The organism is Comamonas sp. F1-6, from assembly GCF_039581415.1.
Lineage (GTDB): Bacteria > Pseudomonadota > Gammaproteobacteria > Burkholderiales > Burkholderiaceae_C > Comamonas > Comamonas thiooxydans.
This window is the reverse complement of record NZ_JBCPWN010000006.1, coordinates 1-23,154: the sequence shown is the minus strand read 5'-3', so window position 1 is coordinate 23,154 and position 23,154 is coordinate 1. Positions and strand designations below refer to the sequence as shown.

Annotated in this window: 24 protein-coding genes and 1 pseudogene; 8 read left to right on the top strand and 17 right to left on the bottom strand. The window is 62.7% G+C overall.

Going from position 1 to position 23,154, the window contains the following annotated elements:
- Positions 1-8: 8 nt before the first annotated feature.
- From AAIL66_RS08080 to AAIL66_RS08055, 6 genes are all read right to left on the bottom strand, one after another.
- Positions 9-302, bottom strand: a complete 294-nt coding sequence (locus AAIL66_RS08080; protein ID WP_003053208.1) for a succinate dehydrogenase assembly factor 2 — start codon at positions 300-302, stop codon at positions 9-11.
- The gene (locus tag AAIL66_RS08075; RefSeq protein ID WP_003053210.1) at positions 302-1,006 is read right to left on the bottom strand and encodes a succinate dehydrogenase iron-sulfur subunit; all 705 of its coding nucleotides are present in this window, start codon (positions 1,004-1,006) and stop codon (positions 302-304) included. The genes AAIL66_RS08080 and AAIL66_RS08075 overlap by 1 nt, the downstream gene beginning before the upstream one ends.
- Positions 1,007-1,033: 27 nt before the next feature.
- On the bottom strand, positions 1,034-2,839 hold the full coding sequence (gene sdhA / locus AAIL66_RS08070) for a succinate dehydrogenase flavoprotein subunit (RefSeq protein ID WP_034356849.1): 1,806 nt from the start codon (positions 2,837-2,839) through the stop codon (positions 1,034-1,036).
- Between the two features lie 33 nt (positions 2,840-2,872).
- Complete coding sequence (sdhD, locus tag AAIL66_RS08065) at positions 2,873-3,238, bottom strand: succinate dehydrogenase, hydrophobic membrane anchor protein (RefSeq protein WP_003063575.1); 366 nt, start codon at positions 3,236-3,238, stop codon at positions 2,873-2,875.
- A gap of 41 nt (positions 3,239-3,279) precedes the next feature.
- Positions 3,280-3,705, bottom strand: coding sequence for a succinate dehydrogenase, cytochrome b556 subunit (sdhC, locus tag AAIL66_RS08060; RefSeq protein WP_003063573.1), 426 nt, complete (start codon positions 3,703-3,705; stop codon positions 3,280-3,282).
- Positions 3,706-3,851: 146 nt separating this feature from the next.
- Positions 3,852-4,643: a GntR family transcriptional regulator gene (locus AAIL66_RS08055; protein ID WP_012839254.1), complete on the bottom strand. Its 792-nt coding sequence runs from the start codon at positions 4,641-4,643 to the stop codon at positions 3,852-3,854.
- A gap of 230 nt (positions 4,644-4,873) precedes the next feature.
- Here AAIL66_RS08055 and AAIL66_RS08050 point away from each other — a divergent pair, with 230 nt between their 5' ends.
- From AAIL66_RS08050 to acnB, 5 genes are all read left to right on the top strand, one after another.
- On the top strand, positions 4,874-5,863 hold the full coding sequence (locus AAIL66_RS08050; protein WP_003063568.1) for a malate dehydrogenase: 990 nt from the start codon (positions 4,874-4,876) through the stop codon (positions 5,861-5,863).
- Positions 5,864-5,877: 14 nt separating this feature from the next.
- Positions 5,878-6,702, top strand: a complete 825-nt coding sequence (tam, locus tag AAIL66_RS08045; protein WP_343496433.1) for a trans-aconitate 2-methyltransferase — start codon at positions 5,878-5,880, stop codon at positions 6,700-6,702.
- Positions 6,699-7,703 carry an aldolase/citrate lyase family protein gene (locus AAIL66_RS08040; RefSeq protein WP_034356844.1) on the top strand — a complete coding sequence of 335 codons (1,005 nt, stop codon included), beginning with the start codon at positions 6,699-6,701 and terminating at the stop codon, positions 7,701-7,703. The genes tam and AAIL66_RS08040 overlap by 4 nt, the downstream gene beginning before the upstream one ends.
- 31 nt (positions 7,704-7,734) lie before the next feature.
- Positions 7,735-8,307, top strand: a complete 573-nt coding sequence (locus AAIL66_RS08035; RefSeq protein ID WP_034356841.1) for a hypothetical protein — start codon at positions 7,735-7,737, stop codon at positions 8,305-8,307.
- A gap of 97 nt (positions 8,308-8,404) precedes the next feature.
- The gene (acnB, locus tag AAIL66_RS08030; RefSeq protein ID WP_003063559.1) at positions 8,405-10,990 is read left to right on the top strand and encodes a bifunctional aconitate hydratase 2/2-methylisocitrate dehydratase; all 2,586 of its coding nucleotides are present in this window, start codon (positions 8,405-8,407) and stop codon (positions 10,988-10,990) included.
- Positions 10,991-11,034: 44 nt separating this feature from the next.
- Here acnB and AAIL66_RS08025 read toward each other — a convergent pair whose 3' ends face one another.
- From AAIL66_RS08025 to AAIL66_RS07990, 8 genes are read right to left on the bottom strand one after another with little or no spacing between them, the layout of a single operon-like run.
- Positions 11,035-11,475: an SDR family NAD(P)-dependent oxidoreductase gene (locus tag AAIL66_RS08025; RefSeq protein WP_343496432.1), complete on the bottom strand. Its 441-nt coding sequence runs from the start codon at positions 11,473-11,475 to the stop codon at positions 11,035-11,037.
- 41 nt (positions 11,476-11,516) lie between these two features.
- On the bottom strand, positions 11,517-12,527 hold the full coding sequence (locus tag AAIL66_RS08020; RefSeq protein ID WP_343496431.1) for a Bug family tripartite tricarboxylate transporter substrate binding protein: 1,011 nt from the start codon (positions 12,525-12,527) through the stop codon (positions 11,517-11,519).
- A gap of 27 nt (positions 12,528-12,554) precedes the next feature.
- Positions 12,555-13,994 (bottom strand): FAD-binding oxidoreductase, encoded by a 1,440-nt coding sequence (locus tag AAIL66_RS08015; RefSeq protein ID WP_343496430.1) that lies wholly within the window; start codon positions 13,992-13,994, stop codon positions 12,555-12,557.
- A gap of 57 nt (positions 13,995-14,051) precedes the next feature.
- Positions 14,052-14,429 (bottom strand): RidA family protein, encoded by a 378-nt coding sequence (locus AAIL66_RS08010; protein ID WP_012839249.1) that lies wholly within the window; start codon positions 14,427-14,429, stop codon positions 14,052-14,054.
- A complete protein-coding gene (locus AAIL66_RS08005) occupies positions 14,426-15,343 on the bottom strand; it encodes an alpha/beta hydrolase fold domain-containing protein (RefSeq protein ID WP_343496429.1) in 918 nt (305 codons plus the stop codon). Before AAIL66_RS08005 ends, AAIL66_RS08010 begins: the two co-directional genes overlap by 4 nt.
- Before the next feature lie 4 nt (positions 15,344-15,347).
- The gene (locus AAIL66_RS08000) at positions 15,348-16,337 is read right to left on the bottom strand and encodes an NAD(P)-dependent oxidoreductase (protein ID WP_343496428.1); all 990 of its coding nucleotides are present in this window, start codon (positions 16,335-16,337) and stop codon (positions 15,348-15,350) included.
- An 8-nt stretch (positions 16,338-16,345) separates the two neighbouring features.
- Positions 16,346-17,341 carry a tripartite tricarboxylate transporter substrate binding protein gene (locus AAIL66_RS07995; protein WP_034407098.1) on the bottom strand — a complete coding sequence of 332 codons (996 nt, stop codon included), beginning with the start codon at positions 17,339-17,341 and terminating at the stop codon, positions 16,346-16,348.
- Positions 17,342-17,387: 46 nt separating this feature from the next.
- A complete protein-coding gene (locus AAIL66_RS07990) occupies positions 17,388-18,443 on the bottom strand; it encodes a porin (protein WP_343496427.1) in 1,056 nt (351 codons plus the stop codon).
- Between the two features lie 391 nt (positions 18,444-18,834).
- On the opposite strand from AAIL66_RS07990, the gene AAIL66_RS07985 reads away from it, so the two are divergent.
- Entirely contained in the window at positions 18,835-19,257 is a 423-nt protein-coding gene (locus AAIL66_RS07985) for an FCD domain-containing protein (RefSeq protein ID WP_012839244.1), read from the top strand.
- Between the two features lie 159 nt (positions 19,258-19,416).
- Here AAIL66_RS07985 and AAIL66_RS07980 read toward each other — a convergent pair whose 3' ends face one another.
- Complete coding sequence (locus AAIL66_RS07980) at positions 19,417-20,256, bottom strand: helix-turn-helix transcriptional regulator (RefSeq protein ID WP_343496426.1); 840 nt, start codon at positions 20,254-20,256, stop codon at positions 19,417-19,419.
- 140 nt (positions 20,257-20,396) lie between these two features.
- On the opposite strand from AAIL66_RS07980, the gene AAIL66_RS07975 reads away from it, so the two are divergent.
- Entirely contained in the window at positions 20,397-20,819 is a 423-nt protein-coding gene (locus AAIL66_RS07975; protein WP_034392310.1) for a hypothetical protein, read from the top strand.
- 249 nt (positions 20,820-21,068) lie between these two features.
- On the top strand, positions 21,069-21,749 hold the full coding sequence (locus AAIL66_RS07970) for a 7-cyano-7-deazaguanine/7-aminomethyl-7-deazaguanine transporter (protein WP_034380684.1): 681 nt from the start codon (positions 21,069-21,071) through the stop codon (positions 21,747-21,749).
- A 386-nt stretch (positions 21,750-22,135) separates the two neighbouring features.
- On the opposite strand, the gene bfr is transcribed toward AAIL66_RS07970, so the two are convergent.
- Together bfr and AAIL66_RS07960 are read right to left on the bottom strand one after the other, a co-directional pair.
- Positions 22,136-22,600 carry a bacterioferritin gene (gene bfr / locus AAIL66_RS07965; protein ID WP_034376513.1) on the bottom strand — a complete coding sequence of 155 codons (465 nt, stop codon included), beginning with the start codon at positions 22,598-22,600 and terminating at the stop codon, positions 22,136-22,138.
- A 391-nt stretch (positions 22,601-22,991) separates the two neighbouring features.
- Positions 22,992-23,154, bottom strand: a pseudogene (locus AAIL66_RS07960) (allantoinase); the annotation flags it as partial.

Sequence of the window (23,154 nt, the reverse complement as noted above, 5' to 3'; positions counted from 1 at the left end):
TGCCTAGCCTACTGGGGACAGTTACCGGGCTGGCGCTTGCGCACCATCTCCAGCACTTCCCTGACTTCTTGGGTATCGAGTTGTCCTTCAGGTTCCTTGCGACGCAAGAAAAGATCCATCAGGTCGTTGTCTGCCAGATCCATCAAGGCAGACAGGCCAGTCGCGTGTCTCCGCGTGAGCTGGCTTCCGTAGGTGGCGAAGAACTGCTCGATGAACAGATCGTTCTCAACCAGACCACGGCGGCTGCGCCACCTCAGCAGGTCGCGCTCACGTTCGTCGAGCAGAGTATTCGTCATCAGCATCAGACGGTTCGACGAACCATCAGCTCCTTGATCTTGCCAATGGCTGCGGTGGGGTTCAGGTGCTTGGGGCACACGTCCACGCAGTTCATGATGGTGTGGCAGCGGAAGAGGCGGTAAGGATCTTCCAGATTGTCAAGGCGCTCGCCCGTGGCCGTGTCGCGGCTGTCCGCGATGAAGCGGTAAGCCTGCAGCAGACCGGCCGGGCCCACGAACTTGTCGGGGTTCCACCAGAACGAGGGGCAGCTGGTGGAGCAGCTGGCGCACAGAATGCACTCGTACAGGCCGTTGAGCTCTTCGCGCTCTTCGGGCGACTGCAGGCGCTCCTTGCTGGGCGATGCGTAGACATCGCTTTGCAGGTAGGGCTTGATCGAGTGGTACTGCTTGAAGAACTGGGTCATGTCCACGATCAGATCGCGGATGACGGGCAGGCCGGGCAGGGGCTTGAGAACGATGTCGCCCTTGAGGGTGTTCATGTTCGTCAGGCAGGCCAGGCCGTTCTTGCCGTTGATGTTCATGGCGTCGGAGCCGCACACGCCTTCACGGCAGGAGCGACGGAAGGCAATGGAGGGGTCCATGGCCTTGAGCTTGACCAGGGCGTCCAGCAGCATGCGCTCGTGACCGTCCAGCTCCACTTGCACTGTTTGCATGTAGGGCTTGGCGTCTTTATCCGGATCGTAGCGGTAGATTTTGAATGTGCGCTTCATTTTGATCTTCTCTCGTGGGCTGCTGAATTAGAACGTGCGGACCTTGGGAGGAACGCTGGCAACGGTCAGGGGCTTGAGGTTCACAGGCTTGTAGGTCAGGCTGTTGGTCGCGCTGTCCCACAGGGTGTGCTTGAGCCATTCCTTGTCGTTGCGGCCCAGGGGGAATTCGGCGTGGTCGGCAGGGTGCTCGTAGTCGTACACGGTGTGTGCACCACGGCATTCCTTGCGGGCTGCGGCCGAGGTCATGGTGGCTTGTGCCACTTCGATCAGGTTGTCCACTTCCAGGGCTTCCATGCGAGCGGTGTTCCACACCATGGACTTGTCCTTCAGGGTCACGGAGCCGACCTTGTCGCGGATCGCGTTGATCTTGGCGACGCCTTCGTCCATGCTCTTTTGCGTGCGGAACACACCAGCATGAGTCTGCATGGATTGACGGATCTCGCCAGCGACGTCCTGGGCGTACGTGCCGTCCTTGGAGTCCTGCAGCTGGTTGAGGCGGGCCAGGGTGCGGTCGGCGCCATCGGCGGGCACTTCGTGGTGAGCGCCGAAGCCGTTGACGAATTCCACGATGTGCTTGCCGGCAGACTTGCCGAAGACCAGCAGATCCAGCAGCGAGTTGGTGCCCAGGCGGTTGGCGCCGTGCACGGACACGCACGAGCATTCGCCCACGGCGTAGAGACCGTTGACCACATTGTTCTGCTGACCGTCCCAGACCACGACCTGACCGTTGATGTTGGTCGGGATGCCGCCCATCTGGTAGTGGATGGTGGGAACCACGGGAATGGGTTCCTTGGTGATGTCCACGTTGGCGAAGTTGTGGCCGATTTCTTCCACGGAAGGCAGACGCTTGCGGATGGTTTCGGCACCCAGGTGGTCCAGCTTCATCAGGATGTAGTCCTTGTTGGGACCGCAGCCGCGACCTTCCTTGATTTCCTGGTCCATCGAACGCGACACGAAGTCACGCGGTGCCAGATCCTTCAGCGTGGGAGCGTAACGCTCCATGAAGCGCTCGCCTTCGCTATTCAAAAGAATAGCGCCTTCGCCGCGGCAGCCTTCGGTCAGCAGCACGCCGGCACCGGCCACGCCGGTGGGGTGGAACTGCCAGAACTCCATGTCCTGCAGCGGGATGCCGGCGCGAGCAGCCATGCCCAGGCCGTCACCGGTGTTGATGAAGGCGTTGGTCGAAGCCTGGAAGATGCGACCGGCGCCGCCGGTGGCCAGCAGCACGGCCTTGGCGTGCAGCTCGTACAGATCGCCGGTTTCCAGTTCCAGTGCGGTCACGCCGACCACATCGCCCTGGGTGTTGCGGATCAGGTCCAGCGCCATCCACTCCACGAAGAAGTTGGTCTTGGACTTGACGTTCTGCTGGTACAGCGTGTGCAGCATGGCGTGACCGGTACGGTCAGCGGCAGCGCAGGCGCGTTGCACGGGTTTTTCGCCGTAGTTGGCTGTGTGGCCGCCGAAGGGGCGCTGGTAGATGGTGCCGTCGGCATTGCGGTCGAAAGGCATGCCGAAGTGCTCGAGCTCGATCACGACGTTCGGCGCTTCACGGCACATGAACTCGATGGCGTCCTGGTCGCCCAGCCAGTCGGAGCCCTTGATGGTGTCGTAGAAGTGATAGTGCCAGTTGTCTTCGCTCATATTGCCCAGCGAAGCGGACACGCCGCCCTGAGCGGCCACAGTGTGCGAGCGAGTGGGGAAAACCTTGGACAGCGAGGCGACGGACAGACCGGCGCGCGACAGTTCCAGCGCAGCGCGCAGGCCGGAGCCGCCGGCACCGACGATCACGACGTCAAACTTGCGCTTGGTGATATTTGCTTTGGAGTAGCTCATTCTTAACCTTCAATCGTGGAGACTGTGTCTCAATCAGAGACGCCACAGAACCTGGATGCCCCAGCCGATGCAGCCGACCAGCCAGACAATGGTGACCACTTGCAGTGCAAGGCGCAGGCCCACGGGCTTGACGTAGTCCATCCAGATGTCACGCACGCCGATCCAGGCATGCCAGCCCAGAGCCACGAAGAGGGCCAGGGTCAGAAACTTCATCCACTGGGGAGCAAAAATGCCGGCCCACTGCTCGTAGCCCACGGGGCCGCCGACCGTCAGAAAGCGCACCAGCAGCACAACGGTGTACAGCGCCATCAGGACGGCGGTAGAGCGTTGAGCCAGAAAGTCGCGGGTGCCATAGTGCGCACCGACAACGGTGCGCTTGGAGCCGTAATTCACGGACATGGTTGTTTCCTTATCGTGAGGTGTTATTGACTGGGCGCTGATCAGTACAGGCCGAACAGCTTGGCGCCAAGCACCACGGTCAGGGCAACGCTGATGCACAGAACGACGGCGGCGGTGGACTTGCCGGTCTGCTTGTTCACGGCGTGGTGGTTTACGTCCATCACCAGGTGGCGGACACCTGCGCAGAAGTGGTGCAGATAGGCCCAGATCAGTGCCAGGCAGACGAGCTTGGCAAACCAGCCAAAGGGACCTGCGAATACCGACGTGAAGGAATCAAACGAAATTTCCGACGAGATCGAGTTGTCGAACATCCAGATGATGAACGGCAGCAGGATCGCCATCAGCAGGCCGCTGACGCGGTGCAAGATGGACACAATGCCTGCCAGGGGCAGGCGATAGGTCGGTAGGTCCGAGAAGAAGTTGATATTGCGGAACTCTGGCCGCTGTTTTGCTTTTTGCTCTGTCATGGCAGGGTACTTTCGTGGATGTAACTGCGTTGTAATCGCTAGTGCGAAGCGACACAAAATTCTATTGCAATGCAGCAGAATCCGTTAGCCGAATTTGCATAGCAGATGATTGGGCTCTGTTGCAATCAACGCTTTTACGGGGGGATTCAGTTCAATGCATTGCGGTAATGATGGGTGTCGGTGCGGTACAGGCCGCGTCGTAACTCCATGGGAACATCGTTGTATGTGTAAGCAGTTCGCTCCACGCTGAGCAGCGGCGTGGTGCTGGGAATGTTCAGCAACTGGGCTTGCTCGGCATCCGGCAGAACGGCGCGAATTTTCTCGTCGGCCCGCACCATGCGCACGCCATAGTCGAGCTCGAACATTGCGTAAGTGGGGCCCTGGTAGTTGGACATCTGTTCGGCCGTCAGCCCCTTGAAGGCGTTGCCAGGCAGCCAGATGTCCTCCAAAATAGTCGGGATTGCAGCAAAGGACAGGGTGCGGCGCACATGCATCACGGCGTCGCCGGTGCGCAGGGCCAGGGCGCGGGCCACTTCGGCGGGCGCGCGCAGGCGGCGGCACTCGAGGATGTGGCGCTCTGCGCGGCCTTCGCCCTGCAGGTCGCCAGCATCGGGGCGCAGATTCAGAAAACGGTACTGCACCTGTTGGGCGGCGTGAGTGGCTACAAACGTGCCTTTGCCCTGGCGGCGCATGACCAGATTTTCGGCAGCCAGCTCATCGATTGCCTTGCGCACCGTGCCCTGGCTGACCTTGAAGCGTGCTGCCAGCTCCATTTCACTGGGGATCAGTTCTCCGGGGCGCCATTCGCCAGCTTCCAGACTTTGCAGGATCAGGCCCTTGATCTGCTGGTACAGAGGGCTGAAGGCTGGGGTGGAGACGCCGGCACCACCGCTATGGCTGGCGTTGTTGTCCGGGGCTGTGTTGTGGGGGCTGGGCATAGTTGGTTTTGAAGGTATCGCCTCCGCGATGCGATGCACAAAAAACAGTCGATTTGACTCTGGTCGCTAAGTGAAGATCATATCTTATATAAGACATAAGACAAATTGACCGGGCTTTGATTTCGGCAGTACACTTGCCGCATGTTTGCGGAGCTTGCGCTACTGGTGGTTACGCTGGTGCAACCTGGCGCCCATAACATCTCACTTTTTTCCAATCTTGGAGTTTCACCATGAGCAAGAAGCCCGTCCGTGTCGCCGTTACCGGCGCAGCTGGCCAAATCGGTTACGCCCTGTTGTTCCGCATCGCCTCCGGCGAAATGCTGGGTAAAGATCAGCCCGTTATTCTGCAACTGCTGGAAATCCCCGACGAAAAGGCTCAAAACGCTCTGAAGGGCGTGATCATGGAGCTGGAAGACTGCGCCTTCCCCCTGCTGGCCGGCATCGAGGCCCACGCCGACCCCATGACCGCCTTCAAGGACACCGACTACGCTCTGCTGGTGGGTGCCCGTCCTCGTGGCCCCGGCATGGAACGTGCTGACCTGCTGGCTGCCAACGCCCAGATCTTCACCGCCCAGGGCAAGGCTCTGAACGCCGTGGCTTCGCGCAATGTCAAGGTTCTGGTGGTCGGCAACCCCGCCAACACCAATGCTTACATCGCCATGAAGTCGGCTCCCGATCTGCCCGCCAAGAACTTCACCGCCATGCTGCGCCTGGACCACAACCGCGCTGCTTCCCAGCTGGCTGCCAAGGGCGGCTTCAAGGTCGGCGACATCAAGAAGCTGACCGTGTGGGGCAACCACTCGCCCACCATGTACGCCGACTACCGCTTCGCCACCGTGGACGGCAAGTCCGTGAAGGAAGCCATCAACGACCAGGAATGGAATGCCAACGTGTTCCTGCCCACCGTGGGCAAGCGCGGCGCCGCCATCATCGCTGCTCGCGGTCTGTCGTCGGCTGCTTCGGCTGCCAACGCTGCCATCGATCACATGCGTGACTGGGCCCTGGGCTCCAACGGCGAATGGGTCACCATGGGCGTGCCTTCCAACGGCGAGTACGGCATCCCCGCCGGTATCGTGTTCGGTTTCCCCGTGACCACCACAGCTGACGGCGAATACAAGATCGTCGAAGGTCTGGAAATCGACGCCTTCTCGCAAGAGTGCATCAACAAGACTCTGGCTGAGCTGCAAGGCGAGCAGGACGGCGTCAAGCACCTGCTGTAATCAGCGCAAAACCTATGCAAGACTGGAACCCTGCGCTGTATCTGCGCTTTGCCAATGAGCGCACGCGCCCTGCGGCAGAACTGCTGGCAAGAGTACCTTCCAGCTTGCATTCACCCGCTCGCAGCCTCCGCATCGTGGATCTGGGCTGCGGGCCGGGCAACTCCACCGAACTTCTGGTGGAACGTTTTCCCGGCGCCGATGTGCTCGGTGTCGACAATTCCGAAGCCATGCTGGAGACTGCGCGTAGGCAGTTGCCGCAGGCCAGGTTCGAGGCCGGTGATATTGCCTCCTGGGCACCTGCTGAAGGTGAGTCAGCACCTGATTTGATTTATGCGAATGCCTCCATCCAGTGGGTGGGCGAGCATGAGAGCCTGATTCCCCGTCTGTTTTCGTTGCTGGCGCCCGGTGGCGTGCTGGCCGTGCAGATGCCTGACAACCGTCAGGAACCCTCGCACCGAAACATGCGCGAAGTCGCCCAACTGCCCCGGTTTGTGGCGCACATCGGGGACGCGAGCAAGGTGCGTACCGAAATTTTGCCCATAGGGGTGTATTACGACCTGCTGGCAGCGCCCCAGCCGGCGGCTCCCGCCAATGAGGCTGCGAGCGTGGATGTGTGGCACACCGTCTACCAGCATCCCATGGACTCGGCCGCAGCGATTGTGCAGTGGCTCAGCAGCACGGGCCTCAAGCCTTTCGTGGAAGGTTTGCCCCGGGAGCTGCAAGCCGAGTATCTGACCGAGTATCAAAGCCGCATCGATGCGGCGTATCCGGAGCGAGCCGACGGCAAGCGTCTGCTGGCTTTTCCCCGACTTTTCATGGTGGCTCAGCGCAAGTCATGACGAAAGAACTGGTTCATCCCGCCACCGTGCTGCTCGATGCTCAGGGTGGCGCTCAGCGTCTGCCCGTCTGCGATCACTACAGCGGCGTGGAAGCGCGCATGCGCAAAAGCCTGCAGTTGCAGGCAGAGATGATGCAGGAGTTCGGCACCTGTGTGTTCGACGTGACGCTGGACTGCGAGGATGGCGCTCCTGTCGGCCAGGAGGCCGAGCACGCTCGCCTGGTGGTCGAGCTGGCGAATGGAGCGGCTCAAGGCGCGCGCGTGGCGGCCCGGGTGCATGCGGTGGAGCATGCTCATTTCCAGGCAGACATGGACATCATTGCCGGCGGCGCGGCGGACAAGCTCTGCCACATCATGATTCCCAAGGTGGAGTCGGTGGATGACGTCATCAAGGCCGAAGCAGCCCTGCAGCGCGCGACAGACAAGCGTGTGCCGCTACATGTCTTGATTGAGTCTCCTGCTGCCGTGCAGCAGGCCTTCGACATTGCCGCGCACCCGGCTGTGCAAAGCATCTCCTTCGGGCTGATGGATTTTGTCTCGGCTCACGGTGGCGCCATCCCGGCCTCCGCCATGACGGCGCAGGGTCAGTTCGAGCATCCCTTGGTCGTTCGTGCCAAGCTCGAGATCGCGGCAGCCTGCCATGCCCACGGCAAGGTGCCCTCGCATTGCGTGGTCACGGAATTCAAGAATCCTGAAGCTTTGCAGGCTTGCGCGCAAAAAGCCTCGCGTGAGCTTGGCTACACACGCATGTGGAGCATCCATCCTGACCAGATTCGCCCGATTCTGCGTGCATTTGCGCCAGCAGAGGACGAAGTTCTACAGGCGGCACAAATACTTACCTCTGCAGCGGTGCAGAATTGGGCGCCCATCAGTTTTGGTGGTGTACTACACGACCGCGCGAGCTACCGCTATTTTTGGCAGTTGCTGGAGCGCGCTCACCAGACGGGGCAGGTCTTGCCGGTTGAAGTTCAACCCTGGTTTGCCCCGGCCTCAATCCGTTGAACTCATAACAAGTCTGCAGGAGCTAATTCCTATGAAGACCCTGATCGCCACTTTGATGATTGCCGCTCCCCTGGTCGCAATCAGCCACTCTGCCGTGGCAGAAACCGCTCCCAAGGCCAAGGCGGCCGCCGCCAAGAAGGCTCCCGCCGCCAAGAAGGCCACCACTACTTCCAAGAAGGGCAAGGCTGCTGCTGCCGTAGCTGCAGGTGGCGCGGGTGCTGCCGCCGCCGTGGCCGCTGGCCCGGCTTCCGCCGCACTGGGCACGGAAGAGCTGGCCGTGGCCGAGCGCGTGCACAAGGGCCGCATTGCCTGCGAGCTCGGTGCCTATGTGAATGTGAATGCCGACACCGCCAACCCCGGTTACTTCATCGTGGACGGCCGTGGCTTCAAGTACCACATGTCTCCCGTCAAGACTTCCACCGGCACCGTGCGCCTGGAAGACAAGGCTGCCGGTGCAGTGTGGCTGCAGATCGCCAACAAGTCCATGCTGATGAACCAGAAGGCCGGCCAGCGTCTGGCGGATGAGTGCATGAGCCCCGAGCAGCAGCAAGTGGCCGAAGCCATCCGCAAGAACCCACCTCCCAGCCTGCTGGACAGCAAATAAGTCTGGCGAGGCTGAGGACTGGCGTATCGCACATGCGCCAGTCCTGTAATTCGCGCTCCACGCGCAGCCTTTTTCAAAAAACCATTGGAGAGAACCCATGTTGAAAGCCTACCGTGACCATGTGGCAGAACGAGCCGCACTGGGCATCCCCCCGCTGCCTCTGGATGCCAAGCAGGTCGCAGACCTGATCGAGCTGATCAAGAACCCACCCGCTGGTGAAGATGCATTCCTGATGGATCTGCTGACCCATCGCGTGCCGCCCGGTGTGGATGATGCAGCCAAGGTCAAGGCTTCCTTCCTGGCTGCCGTGGCTCACGGCGACCTGAAGGTGGGTCTCATCTCCAAGGCCAAGGCCACCGAGCTGCTGGGCACCATGGTGGGTGGCTACAACGTTCACCCTCTGATCGAGCTGCTGGACGATGCCGAAGTGGCTGGCGTGGCTGCCGACGCGCTGAAGAAGACATTGCTGATGTTCGACTTCTTCAACGACGTGGCCGACAAGGCCAAGGCCGGCAATGCCAAGGCCAAGGAAGTGATGCAAAGCTGGGCCGATGCCGAGTGGTTCACTTCGCGTCCCAAGGTCGAGGAAAAGATCACCGTCACCGTCTTCAAGGTGCCCGGCGAGACCAATACCGATGACCTGTCGCCCGCTCCCGACGCCTGGAGCCGTCCCGATATTCCTCTGCACTACCTGGCCATGCTCAAGAACACGCGTCCCGACGCGGCGTTCAAGCCCGAAGAAGACGGCAAGCGCGGCCCCATGCAGTTCATCGAAGACCTGAAGAAGAAGGGCCATCTGGTTGCCTACGTGGGTGACGTGGTCGGTACCGGTTCTTCGCGCAAGTCCGCCACCAACTCCATCATCTGGGGCACGGGCGTGGATATTCCCTTTGTTCCCAACAAGCGCTTTGGTGGCGTGACTCTGGGCGGCAAGATCGCTCCCATCTTCTTCAACACGCAAGAAGACTCCGGCGCTCTGCCCATCGAAGTCGATGTTTCCAAGCTGGAAATGGGCGACGTGATCGACGTGCTGCCCTACGCTGGCAAGATCGTCAAGAACGGCGAAACCGTGGCTGACTTCCAGCTCAAGTCCGACGTGCTGCTGGACGAAGTGCAAGCCGGTGGCCGTATCAACCTGATCATCGGCCGTTCGCTGACCGCCAAGGCTCGCGAAGCCCTGGGTCTGCCCGCATCCACCGAATTCCGTCTGCCCCAGGCTCCTGCCGCTTCCACGGCCGGCTTCACACTGGCCCAGAAGATGGTCGGCCGCGCCTGCGGTCTGCCCGAAGGTCAGGGCGTGCGCCCCGGTACCTACTGCGAGCCTCGCATGACCACCGTGGGTTCGCAGGACACCACCGGCCCCATGACCCGCGACGAACTCAAGGATCTGGCCTGCCTGGGCTTCTCCGCCGATATGGTGATGCAGTCCTTCTGCCACACAGCGGCTTATCCCAAGCCCGTGGACGTGAAGACCCATCGCGAACTGCCCAATTTCATCAGCAACCGTGGCGGCGTGGCCCTGCGTCCTGGTGACGGCGTGATCCACAGCTGGCTCAACCGCCTGCTGCTGCCCGACACCGTGGGTACCGGTGGCGACTCGCACACCCGTTTCCCCATCGGCATCTCCTTCCCCGCAGGCTCCGGTCTGGTGGCCTTCGGCGCCGCTACCGGCGTGATGCCTCTGGACATGCCCGAATCCGTGCTGGTGCGCTTCAAGGGCGAAATGCAGCCTGGCGTGACTCTGCGCGATCTGGTGCACGCGATTCCCTTGTACGCCATCAAGCAAGGTCTGCTGACCGTGGCCAAGGCCGGCAAGATCAACGAATTCTCGGGTCGCATCCTGGAAATCGAAGGTCTGCCAGATCTGAAGGTTGAACAAGCGTTTGAGCTGTCCGACGCTTCTGCCGAGCGCTCTGCCGCCGGTTGCACGATCAAGCTCAACCCCGAACCGATCAAGGAATACCTGACATCGAACATCGTTCTGATGAAGAACATGATCGCTGACGGTTACGCCGACGCCAAGACTCTGCAGCGCCGTATCGAAAAGGTCGAAGCCTGGCTGGCCAAGCCAGACCTGCTGGAAGCCGACAAGAACGCTGAGTACGCTCACGTCATCGAAATCGACATGTCCGACATCAAGGAACCCATCGTTTGCTGCCCGAACGATCCTGATGATGCCAAGACCCTGTCTGACGTGGCCGGCGCCAAGATCGACGAAGCCTTCATCGGTTCCTGCATGACCAACATCGGTCACTTCCGCGCTGCAGCCAAGCTGCTGGGCGGCCAGCGCGACATCCCCGTCAAGCTGTGGGTGGCTCCTCCCACCAAGATGGATCAGGACGAGCTGATCAAGGAAGGTCACTACTCTGCCTTCGGCACTGCCGGTGCCCGTACAGAAATGCCCGGCTGCTCGCTGTGCATGGGTAACCAGGCTCAAGTGCGTGAAGGTGCGACTGTCATTTCGACTTCCACTCGTAACTTCCCCAACCGTCTGGGCAAGAACACCAACGTGTATCTAGGCTCGGCCGAACTGGCAGCCATCGCTTCGCGTCTGGGCTACCTGCCTTCCAAGGAAGAGTACCTGAAGGAAATGGGCGTGATCGATGCCGACAAGGCCTCCGTCTACCGCTACATGAACTTCAACGAAATCGCCGAGTACGCTGAAGTGGCCGCCAAGATCTAAGCGTCTAGGCTAGGCACCAGAAATCAAGGCCTTCAAGGGTCTTGCTAAGAAGCCCGCAGGATGCAAGTCCTGCGGGCTTCTTTCTTGCGAGCGGTGAGACGCTCGTTGGACTTTATGCGCCGTGTGGCTTCCTCGCAGCAGATGAAGGTACCGAGCGGGCTGACATTGACCGCGGTGTGAAGGTCTTCTTTGGTGATGCCCAGGAAGGAGTGCATGGGGGCGATGCCCGCGGCGCACACCATGACGTCGATCCGTGCCTCAGCGGAAAGCGAAGCCGCGATGGCCGGGCGGTCCTGGATGTCCGCAGCATGGGCGATGGCATCCCAGCCTTCGCCTTGTAGCGATGCGGCAGCTTTCCAGATCGCGTCCGGGTTCTGGTCGAGAAGTGCGACGCGAAAGCCGTCTTCGGCCAGGCCGATGCCCGAAGCGGCTCCGGTGACGAAGGCGGTTTCCTTGGCGGAGCCAGATGCTTGGCTAGGGTTCATGGGCGCTTCTTACTCAGGCGATGGGATGTGAGGCGTGGCCGCTATTGAGGCTGATACCCGCTGTCCTTGATGAGCTTGCCCCAGGTCTGTGCGTAGGTCTGCTCGCGCTGCCGCATTTGCTCGGGATTCAGGTACTGGGGGATCAGGCCGAGGCTCACCATCCGCTCGCGTACCTCGGGCCTGGCAAGCACCTTCTGCATGGCTTGCGAGAATGCCGCAGCTTCATCGGGGGGCATGCCCTGCGGCGCATAGATTGCGTAGAACGGGCTTTCCTCGAAGCCGGGGACTCCCAGTTCCGAGAAGGTAGGGGTGTCGGGTACGCCGGCATGCCGTTGCCTGCCGGACACCGCCAGAACGTTGATCTTGCCTGCCTTCTGCGATTCCAGCACATCGTTGAGCGACGAGATGCCGGCCAGAATCTGGTTGCCCATGATGTCGCCGAGCATGGGCGCCGCCCCCTTGTAGGGTACAGGGGTCAGGTCAAGGGTGTTCCTGGCGCCGATGGCGATGGTCATGAATTCAGGCAGAGAAGCTGGCGCAGGGATGCCCACGCTGCCTTTGCCTGCTTGCTTGTCGTGAACCCAGCGAATGTACTCGGCGTAGCTTTTGACGGGCGTGCCGGCGCCAGTAAAGAGCGCGGAGACATAGATGGCTACGCCAGCCACCGGCGTGAAGTCCCTGGATGTATTGAAGCCCGGCTGCTTCATCACCAGGGGAATGATGGAGATGGTGTGGTCATTGGTGAAGAAAAGGGTGCTTCCATCCTTGGGCGCGGCCTTGAGCGCCTGCGCGGCCACCTGGCCGCCTGCGCCTGGCCGGTTTTCCACGATCACGGACCGGTGCAGTTCTTCCCTGAGCTTGTCGGCCAGATAGCGGGCCACGACATCGGTGCCGCCGCCCGGCGAGAATCCGACGAGCAGTTTGATGGGCTTCGTCCTGTTGCCTTCGCGCGCGAGCGCGATGGGGCTGGACAGGGCAAGGGTGGCGGCAAGTGCGCTTGCAAGAAGCGCGCAGGCGGCACGTCGCATGCAGGTGTTGCGGGCAGGTGTCATGGTCGGGTTCCTCTGTGTGCGGTGAATTCATTCCAGATCGAAGATGCGGCCAGCGTTCAGCCGCCCGGCGGGGTCAAGGGCGCGCTTGAGTGCGCGCATCAGCTCGATTTCCTGGGGGCTCCGGCTGATGGCCAGGTATGGCTTCTTCGAGATGCCGATACCGTGTTCTCCCGAGACGGAGCCGCCCAGCCGCCCTGCGGATCGATGCACCAGGTCTTCGATCTTCTGTTTCATCTGCGGCTGGTCCGCGGGATAGCCGGCGACCAGGTGCAGGTTTCCATCGCCGAGATGCCCATAGGTCTGCGTGCGGTGCAGGCCGTGCGCGCGCAGTTGCGAGTGGACGTCTTCGAGCCACGCAGGCATCGCGGTGATGGGCAGGCTGATGTCGAAGCCGGCGAATGGCGCTGCTGCGGCCGCGGCTTCGCCGGATGACTCCCGGATGCTCCACAGGCGCCGGGCGTCTTGTTCGGAGCGGGCGATCACCGCGTCCGAGCCGGCGGCGAGCTCAAGAAACTCACCCAGTACCTCGACGAACAACGGTTCGTCCGTCTCGGCATCCTGGCCCATGGCTTCGATGAGCACCAGATTGCCGCCAGGCTCAGCAAATGGTGTTCCTCCCACGCGCAGTTCCGTCGTCACCATGTCGTAGAAGTCGCGCCACATCGCTTCGAAACTTGTCAGGCGCGCGCCCAGCCGCTTTCTGCAGTGGGTCAGCAGGTCGACCATCTGGTCGAAGTTCTGCACGCTGACGATGGCGGTCTGGCGCGAGATCGGCTGAGGCTGCAGCGCGAACACCAGCCGCGTGATGACGCCCAGCGTTCCCTCGCTGCCGATGAACAGGTGCTTGAGGTCGTATCCGGCGTTGTCCTTGAGTGCCTTGCCAAGGTGGCTGATGACCTGCCCATCCGCAAGCACGGCTTCCAGGCCGATGATGGATTGGCGTGCCATGCCGTAGCGCAGGACCCGGTTGCCCCCGGCATTCGTTGCGGCGATGCCTCCCACATGGCAGGAGCCCTTGCTGCCTATATCGATGGGAAGCAGCAGGCCGCGTGCGGCCGCGGCTTCCTGGGCCTCCTGCAGCTTCACGCCGGCCTGGACAGTCATGGTCTGGCTGGCCACATCGATGTCCTCGATGGCGTTCAGCCGGTCCAGCGACAGGATGATCTCTCCGGGCCGGGCCAATGCTCCATCCACGAGGCCGGTCATTCCGCCTTGCACGGCGATCGGCAGCCCCAGCGCATGCGTGGCCCGCATGGCTGCCGCAAGGTGTTCCGGCGTGCGCGGGCGCAGTACGGCAAGCGGAGCGGCGCCGCGCTTGCCACGCCAGTCGGTGCCGGCGTATGCCGGTATGGCATCTTCGATGGCCAGCAGCGACGCATCGGATAGCGGCGCCAGCGCGGCGGCCAGGGATGTCAGTCGCTGGTCTGTTCTGGCAGTGGTTGAGGAGGCGTTGCTTGCAAATGGCATGGCGGTGTTTCCTGGTGGAGGGTGTTGTCGCGGCGCTTGCGCCAGGCGTTGGCGGGCTCAGGGGGCGATGGCCGCATAGACCACCATTTCCACGCGCATGCCTGGCGCAACCAGGCCTCGCACGGCGACGCTGGAGCGGTTGGGGTAGGGTGCTTCGAAGAACTCGCGGTAGACGCGGTCGATGGCAGGCATGTCTCGCTCATCCGTCATGTAGATCAGCACCTGGGCCACATCGCTCATCCTGCCCCCGGCCGCCGCGACGGCCCGGCGGACGTTTTCCAGCGTCAGGCGGGCCTGCTGCTCGATGGGGCCGGTGTCGAGCGTGCCGTCGCTGCGCACCGGGCCGTGCGTGGTGAACAGCAGGCCACCGGCTTTCACTGCCCAGGAGAAGGGCTGGCCGATGGAAGGCAGGCCGATATCGACTATGTGCTTCATGGTGCGGATGCCTCCAGGATGCTTGCCAGGCGCTGGTACCAGGAGGCCTGGGGTGCGCTCAAGGCGGTATGGGTGGAAAAGTGGTCCTGTCCCGCTTCGATGGAGAGCGAGCACGGAGCGCCGACCTGCGACAGCCTGTGCGCAAGCTCCTGGTTGGTGCGCTGCACACGCTCGCTGTCCCGCTCGCCGTAGCTCAGGTGCATGGGAACGGTGCTGCCCATGCTCCAGTGGACCGGGCTCATGACCACATCGTCGCCGGGCTCGCTCAGCACCATGGTGTAGACACGCTGCTCCAGGCTGCCTTCCTCTGGGGCCGGATAGTGCAGGTCCATGATGCCGCTGATGGGCAGGCAGGCACGGATGGCGCCAGCCGGGATGCCTGCCTGCCGGATGTCGGCATGCCGCAGGGCGACCAGGGCCGCAAGATGGCCGCCGGCGGAGTGCCCAGCGAGGTGGAGGCGATGGACGCAGCCGCCGAAGGACGGTGCGTTGTCGAACACATGGCGCAGCGCGGCAAGCCCGTCTTCGTAGGCCGCAGGCAGCCTGTCCCGTGGCGCAAGCCGGTAGGAGGGGGCGATCAGGATGCAGCCCAGCTCCGCCACCAGCGGCGCCATGAAGCTGACGTAGCCGCGGTAGCCGTTGGTCCAGCCACCGCCATGCCAGAAGACCAGAACTGGTGCGTCCTGGGCATTTTTCGGACCGAAAACGTCGTAGCGGTGCAGCGGATGCCGGCCGTAGGGGACGCCAAGGCGCACGTCGAGTCCGTCGGTCGGCAGTTCCCGGGCCAGGGCCATGACCTGGCGCGCATAGGCCTCGGCCTGGGGAAAGGGCAATGGCATCTGGTGATCGGGGTCTGCCAGCAGCCACTGTGCATCGGTCGGACGGCCGTTGCCCGCAAGGTGTTGAGCCTGCATGGATTCAATTTTCATTGGCGATACAGAAGGGGGCGAAGTGCTCGATGGAGTCGGCGAGCGCATGGATGGGTTGCCATGCCAGCTCGCGCGCCGCAGCGGATATATCCGACGCGGCACGGCGCACGTGTGTAAAGCCGGCAAAGCCGCCTTGCGGCGCGACCCGCATGTCCACCCGCAGGGCGGGGTGGCAGCGGTGCACGCCGGCCACGAAGTCCTCGAAGCCGTGCAGCCGGCCCAGGCCGATGTGGTAGATGCCCTGCGCCGGATCTTCGGCATCCAGGGCCGCGACGTTGGCATGCGCGCAGTCGCGCGCGTCGATGAATTCCTCCCCTCCCTGCCAGACGAGGTAGGGGTCGTCGATGACGGAGACCTCGCCCCGGGCGGCGGGCCCGGCCAGCGATGAGAGCACGCGCGCCGGCACCGATGTGCCGGGGCCGCTCCAGGCACTGATCACTGCGGCATAACGCAGCGATATGGTGTCGACGCCATACAGGTCGCGGTACAGCAGCGCCAGATGTTCCGCCGCCACCTTGGTGGCCGCGTAGATGGAGCCCGGGCGATGGCGGATCGATTTCAGGCTGAAGTCCTCTGGCAGGCTGTCGCCTTCGAAGTCGCCGAACACGGGGTAGCCGACGGTCGTGGAGCTGGCGATGACGACCCTCTCCAGCCGGTGCTGCCGGGCGATTTCGAGCAGGTGGGCCGTGCCCATGACATTGACTTCCACGCCCTTGACCGGGTCCTGGCGGATGGCGGTGGACAGCAGGGCCGCAGTGTGGACGATACGGCGTACGCCGTGGCTTTCGACAAGCCGGGTCAGCCGGGCGAAATCCGTGACGTCGGCGACTTCGATGCGGACCCGGGGATCGTCGACGATGGTGGCGATGGCCGCGAGGGCCGGAGCCACGTCGGCCAGGAGCACGGATTCTCCGCGCTGCGCCAGCAGACGGGCCGTGTGGCAGCCGATCACGCCGGCGCCGGTAACAAGTGTTGTCATGGTGTTCCTCAGTTGGCCTGGATGCCGAACTCCTTGACGATCTGCCGGTAGCGCCGGTAGTCGTTCTGCACCACCTGGCCCAGCACGGCTGCATCGCCGCCAACGGGCGCCAGGGCAATCGTCTCCATGCGCGCTCTCACATCGGGCATCTTGAGGATCGCATCGCAGTGCTGGTTGAGCAGCCTGACCAGATCCGGTGGCATGCCCTTGGGGCCCATCAGTGCCTGCCAGGCGCCGACCTCGGCGCCCGCATAGCCCAGCTCGGCAAGCGTGGGCACCTGGGGCAGGAAGGGTGAACGCTTCGCGTCCGCGACCGCAAGCGGCACCAGCTTGCCGGCCTTGATGTACTGGGCCACTGGCCCCAGGGTGGTGTACATCATGGGCAGTTGGCCGCCCACGAGGTCTGCCACGGCGGGCACGCTGCCGCGGTAGGGAACCTGGGTGATCTTCACGCCGGTGGCCTTGTCGAACAGCTCGCCCAGGATGTGCATGGGCGAGCCGTTGCCGGGGCTGGCATACGAGGTGATCTTGCCGGTCTTCACGCTGGCAAGCAGCTCCTTCACGGAGGAGACGCCCGAAGCTGCCGTGGCCACGACGAACAGCGACTGGCTGCCCAACTGCGAGATGGCGGTGAGGTCGCGCACCGGGTCCACCTGGGCGCCCGCCACGCCCTTGAGCACGTGGGGCGTGATCGTGATGGTGTTCGGCGCCAGCAGCAGGGTATAGCCGTCGGGGACTGCCTTCGAGACATAGGCGGTGCCGATGGTGCCAGCCGCGCCGGTGCGGTTCTCTACAATCACCGGCTGGCCAAGTCGGGCACCCAGCTTTTCTCCGATCAGGCGGGCCAGCACGTCGGTGTCGCCGCCAGCGGGATAGGCCACCACCAGGGTGATGGGCTTGTGCGGGTAGCGGTCGGCCGCGTGTGATGGCGCGGTGCCAGACAGAAGGCCGAGGGCCGTGGTGCATGCGGCCGCGATGAAGGCGCGCCGGCGATGGTGGTTCATGGTGGGTATTCCTATGGTGATTGCAATGCCGGGGTACGAAGCTGGCCTAGAAGGCGTGCCGGATTCCGAAGTTGAAGGCGCGGGAGCCCAGGCCCTGCTCCGTGGCGTTGCCCACGCGGTAGAAGCCTGTTTTTGACGTTGCGGGGGCGTTGTTGTCTATCCGTGCGATCGAGGTGTAGAGCGTGGTGCGCTTCGACAGAAAGTACATGTAGCCGACGGCCCATTGGCTGGCGTCGAAATTGGCGGTCGTGCGGTCGTCCTTGCGGATGTACGAGGCCATGAATTTGCCCGGCCCATAGGGCACGCTGATGCCGAGCAGCATGTCGCGTGAATCCTGGTTCACGATGCCGAAGACGGCCGAGCCCTTGTTCACCACATAGTTGAAGTGGGCCATGGCGAATCCGAAGTCATAGGTCGCGCCGAGAAAGGTCAGCCGGCTGGCCTTGCCGGTCGCATCGTTGACGCTGTGGTAGCCCAGCTTGGCATAGGCAGGGCCTGCCACATAGCCTAGGGCGCCTCCGTACTGCCGCTTGGCGCCGGAGTCGCCGGCGACTTCGCCAAACCCGTAGACCGCGTCGGCCATCAGGCCGTTGGCTGCCTTGTAGGTATAGCGCAGCGTATTGTCCATGCGGTTGTTGCCGCCCGCGCCGCCTGCGCTGATGAGGTTGGCGGAGTCGCCCGCCAGACCCGTGACGAATGGGTCGGTCTCGGTCTGGATCAACGCCACGGGCGTGTACTGGCGACCCAGCGTGATGGAGCCGAAGTTGCCATGGATGCCGACTGTGGCTTGGCGGCCGAATGCCAGGCCGCCCTGGGCCAAGCCGCCTGTATCGGCGAGCAGGCCCATTTCAAGCGCGTAGAACGCCGACAGCCCGCCTCCCAGGTCTTCATTGCCTCTGAAACCCAGCCGGGAGCCCGAGGCGACGCCGCTGGTCAGCCTGCTGGCGCTGGTGCCATTCGGGCCGCCGCTCTCGCGGACAAAGCCGAGATCGACGACTCCGTAAACCGTGGAGCTGCTTTGAGCCATACTGGGCGCGCTGGGAATCAAGGCCAGGCCGGCGGTGAGCGACGCCACGAATACATGCGACAGCAGTGGGAACATCTTGTTCTGCTGTGTCTTGGGTGGGGCTGGATAATGGAGATTCATATTTCATGAAATATTTTTAATTTCATGAAATTTAAGGTGTTTAATGAAATCTAATATAAGGACAAGCTCTCGTACATCTATGCAGGAAAATGCAGTAGCAGATGAAAAAAGCGACGCCGGCTCAAGGACGGAGCGCGCCTACCAGCGCCTGAGAACGGAGATTCTTCGCGGGGAGTTGGCACCTGGGCAGCGCCTGAGGGCTGCAGACCTAGATGAGCGGTTTGGCCTGGGGCTGACGCCTATCCGCGAGGCGCTCGTGCGTCTGGGTACTGAAGGGCTGGTGTTGGCGGAGTCAAACCGCGGTGCCCGGGTGCGGGGGATTTCATCGCAGGAGTTCGCCGACCTGATGAAGACCCGCCGCGACATCGAGCGCCTGTGCCTGGTCGAGTCCATTCGACGTGGCGATGCCCGATGGGAGGCCGAGGTGATAGCGTCGCTCCACATGCTGGCGCATGTGCCGCTGCCTGATCTCGGCGGCTCCGCAGCGATGTCTTCCGAGTGGGAGTCGCAGCACCGGCGCTTTCATGAGGCGCTGGTGGGCGCCTGCGGCTCCGAATGGCTGCTGCAGTTCTGGAACCAACTGGTCGATCACTCGGAGCGCTATCGCAAGATACGACTACATGGGCCGTTGGTTGCGCGCAATGTCCAGGCCGAGCACCAGGCCTTGCTCGATGCGGCATTGCGCCGCGATGCAGACGCTCTAGTCGCATTGATGGAGCAGCACTTGCTTGGTACCGAGCAGGCGGTCAATACCGCTATGGGGTGGTAGTTGTGAGACCGGCATCGTTCGCCGTGTGTGGCAGGTCAGTGAGAATGGGTGTGCATGCCATAGCGAAGCTGATGCCTATCTCTGCGGAACTTCGAACAGATTGAGGAGTTCGTGGAAGTGGTCAAGGGGGCCATCTACGCTGGCAGGGCTCTGTAAGCTTCAGGATGCTGAAGCTTGGCGCAGCCGCTGCAGCGCCGCCTGGGTCTCGGCATCTGCCGGGAAGAAGGATTCGACGGCCAGCTCCTGCAGCGTCACGTCCACGGGCGTGCCGAAGATGGTGATGGTGCTGATGAAGCTCAGTGTGCCCAGATCGGTGTGCAATTCAAAGGGCACGGCGATGGGGCTGGGCGGCGGGGAGTCCTTGTCTTCGGCGAACGGGTAGGCTGCGATTTCGTCATGAAGCGCCTGCAGCTCGTTGTCTGCCGTGGCGGCGATCTGCTGCTGCAGGCGGTGCAGCAAATGGGCACGCCACTGCGCGGAGTTGGCCAGGCGTGGGCCCAGTCCCTCGGGGTGCAGGCTCAGGCGCAGCACATTCACGGGGGGCTCCAGCAGCCAGGGCGCCACACCGTCCAGCAGCAGCGGCACGATGGCATTGGCCGCCACCAGGTTCCAGTGTCTATCCACGGCCAGGGCCGGGCTGGGCTCGTGGCCCTTGAGTACCAGCTCCACGGCTTGGCGCGCGGCGGCCAGATCGGGGTGGTCCAGGGGACGGGCCTGGTACATGGGGGCAAAGCCCGCAGCCACCAGCAATGCATTGCGCTCGCGCAGCGGCACCGACAGGCGCTCGGCCAGCCGCAACACCATCTCGCGGCTGGGCTGGGCGCGGCCTGTTTCCACATAGCTCAGGTGACGCGTCGAGATCTCGGCCTCCAGCGCCAGCCCCTGCTGGCTCAGCCGGCGATGCTGGCGCCAGTGGCGCAGGTGCTCGCCGAACGGCGCGCGTGCGCCGGGCGGCATATGAGCGGCATGAAAAGAAGAGGGGGCGGTGCTGGAGTTCATGCCCGCATCGTAGTGGCAGGCCGGGCAGCAGGCCATGACCTGCGAGGTTATCGACGCTGTGCGAGCGGATGGCAATCATGGGCCTCAGCAGCCGGCACAGGGCCGGCCGCAAGACCTTCGTCATAGAACAGGAGTTTTCCATGTCCATTTTTGCTTCTCCCCGGTTTCTGCGTCTTGTGATGTGGGCCGATGCGGCCTCCTGCGCCGCCACGGGCGCGCTGCAACTGGCCCTGCAGCGGCCGCTGGCCGATCTGACGGGTCTGCCGCCTTTCCTGCTGACGGCAACAGGTCTTTTCTTGCTGGCCTATGCATCGGCCGCAGCCTGGATGGCGCGTCGCGAGCCCCTGCCGCGCACGCTGATCGGTCTCGTGGCGGTTGGCAATCTGGGCTGGGCGCTGGGCTGCGCGGTCCTGGTGTTTGGCTCCGGGCTGGCGCTCAGTGCCTGGGGTCTGGCCTGGGTGGCGGCACAGGCCGTCGTGGTGCTGGTCCTGGCCGATCTGCAGTGGGCAGGGCTGCGTGCCACGCGCCATGCGGCCAGGCAGGAGGCTCAGCTCGCGCTTTGAGTGATGCAAAAAAGGGATAGCGGCTAGCGCCTGTCATTCATTGAAAGCAGGCTGATTCACTGCTGACAACATGGGTTGGAAGGCGCTATAAGCTATGCTTTTTGTTATATCCGCCATGCGCCGGGGCGGATAAGCGGGCCGGGGGAGGCAGAGATAATTCCGTACCGCTTAAAATTCACGGTTGCGCCGCGCTGGCGCACTCTTCGCAACCATGGGTTCCCTCGCCCCCATCGACCAAAAAGGACTGTCATGACATCCGCTCATGCCGTGCAGACGCAAGCGTCGCGCGTGCCGTTTTACCTCTCCGTTCTCGTGGCGTTCCATATCGCCCTGGTCATCGCCAGCAACTACCTGGTGCAACTGCCCATCACGCTGCTGGGCTTTCACAGCACCTGGGGCGCCTTCAGCTTTCCGTTCATCTTTCTGGCCACCGATCTGACCGTGCGCCTGATCGGCAAGACCGCGGCGCGACGCGTCATCATGCGTGCCATGCTGCCCGCGCTCGTGGTGTCCTATGTGGTGGGCGTGCTGTTCCACGAGGGCCGCTTCAATGGCTGGGAAGCACTGCAAAGCTTCAACGGCTTTGTGTTCCGCATTGCACTGGCCAGTTTTGCCGCCTATGTGCTGGGCCAGTTGCTGGATATTCAGGTCTTCGACCGCATCCGCCAGAAAAGCCATTCCTGGTGGCTGGCTCCGGCGGCTGCGTCAGTGTTCGGCCAGGTGCTGGACACGGCAGCCTTTTTCTCGATCGCCTTCTGGCATAGCTCCGATGCCTTCATGGCGGCCAACTGGGTGGAAATCGCCATGGTCGACTATGTCATCAAGCTGGGTGTGAGTCTGCTGCTGTTTGTTCCCGCCTATGGCGTGGTGCTGGCGGCCATTGTGCGCAGCATGAAGGTGCAGGTCGCGCCTGCAGCGGCGATGCGCTGAGGATGCGGCGTGCAGGGCAGGCCCGGGTTCAGGGGCCTGTTCGACATGTGCATCGGCATTGCCATGTCCTGCTGGCAGCTGCAGCTTGTGCCTGGTTGGAGACGAAGAGCGGCAGTCCCGGATGACATCCGGTGATGACCGAGTTGCCCGGGGGCGCTGACTTGTCGTTTCTCAACGAGTCAATGGGATGCTACAAGGGCGTGAATTCTGGTGGAGCCCCATTCCAGAAGATGGGGTCGGGCGAGCCTTGCAAGATCGACAATCCGGCACAAGGCCGCTCTGCCGCCACTGGTGATGACTATGGTTTCTGAACTCGTCTCGAGTCCATGAAAAAGGCCGTCTTTCAAGGACGGCCTCGGTATTTCTCCGCGCTGCGTTGCAGGGGCTCAGGTCTGGCTTTGCAGATAGTTCTGCAGTCCGACCTTGTCGATCAGTCCCAGCTGCTTTTCCAGCCAGTAGGCGTGGTCTTCCTCGGTATCGTGCAACTGGGCCAGCAGGATGTCGCGGCTCACATAGTCGCGGTGCTGCTCGCACAGCGCCACGCCTTGCTGCAGGCCGGCACGGACTTCGTATTCGGTATCCAGGTCCTTGCGCAACATCTCGGGAACGGTCTCACCGGGCGTGAATTCCTTGGGGCGCATGTCGGGGCGGCCGCCCAGCATCAGAATGCGGCGCAGCAGTGCGTCGGCGTGCTGGGTTTCTTCCTGCATCTCGTGGTCCAGGCGCGTGAAGAGCTTGGCGAACCCCTGGTCTTCATAGATGCGCGAGTGGGCGAAATACTGGTCGCGCGCCGCGAGCTCGCCGCGAAGCAGGTCCTTGAGGTAGTCGACGACTTCGGGATGGCCTTGCATAGTTGTTGTTCTCGGTGAGTTTTCGAAGCCTGAAGTATCCCGCGACTGGCTTCGGGAATCAAAGGCAGCTATCAATTCCCGAGCGCACGCGCTCTGGATGCGGGCTGTAAGCAGATGCATTCGCATTGCTTGGTGCGTATCGAGGCTGATCGGGTTCGTTCGATTCCTCGCAAGGGATGGTGATAACACCCAGCACGTTTGGTCAGCATGGACCGATCAACGGTAAAGCAGGGACAGCACTTGGCGCACTTGGCACGCCTCCGCAGAGGCTAGCCCTGCCCACAGGGCAGGGATGCAGGGCCGCACGAGTTGGAACTGGCTGCGATGATGCCTCGAAAATCGAGTGCCCAGCTCGCCTTCCTCAATCGCCTGGGGTTCTCGGATCGTACAGTCAGGCCGAGACTGCTTCATTGCAAGGGAAACGCTCGGCCCAGTGACGAGCCAAATCAATACGGCGGCACACCCACACGTTGTCGTGCTTCTGGATGTGGTCGAGGAAGCGCTGCAGCGCTGTAATCCGGCCGGGACGGCCCAGCAGTCGGCAGTGCATGCCG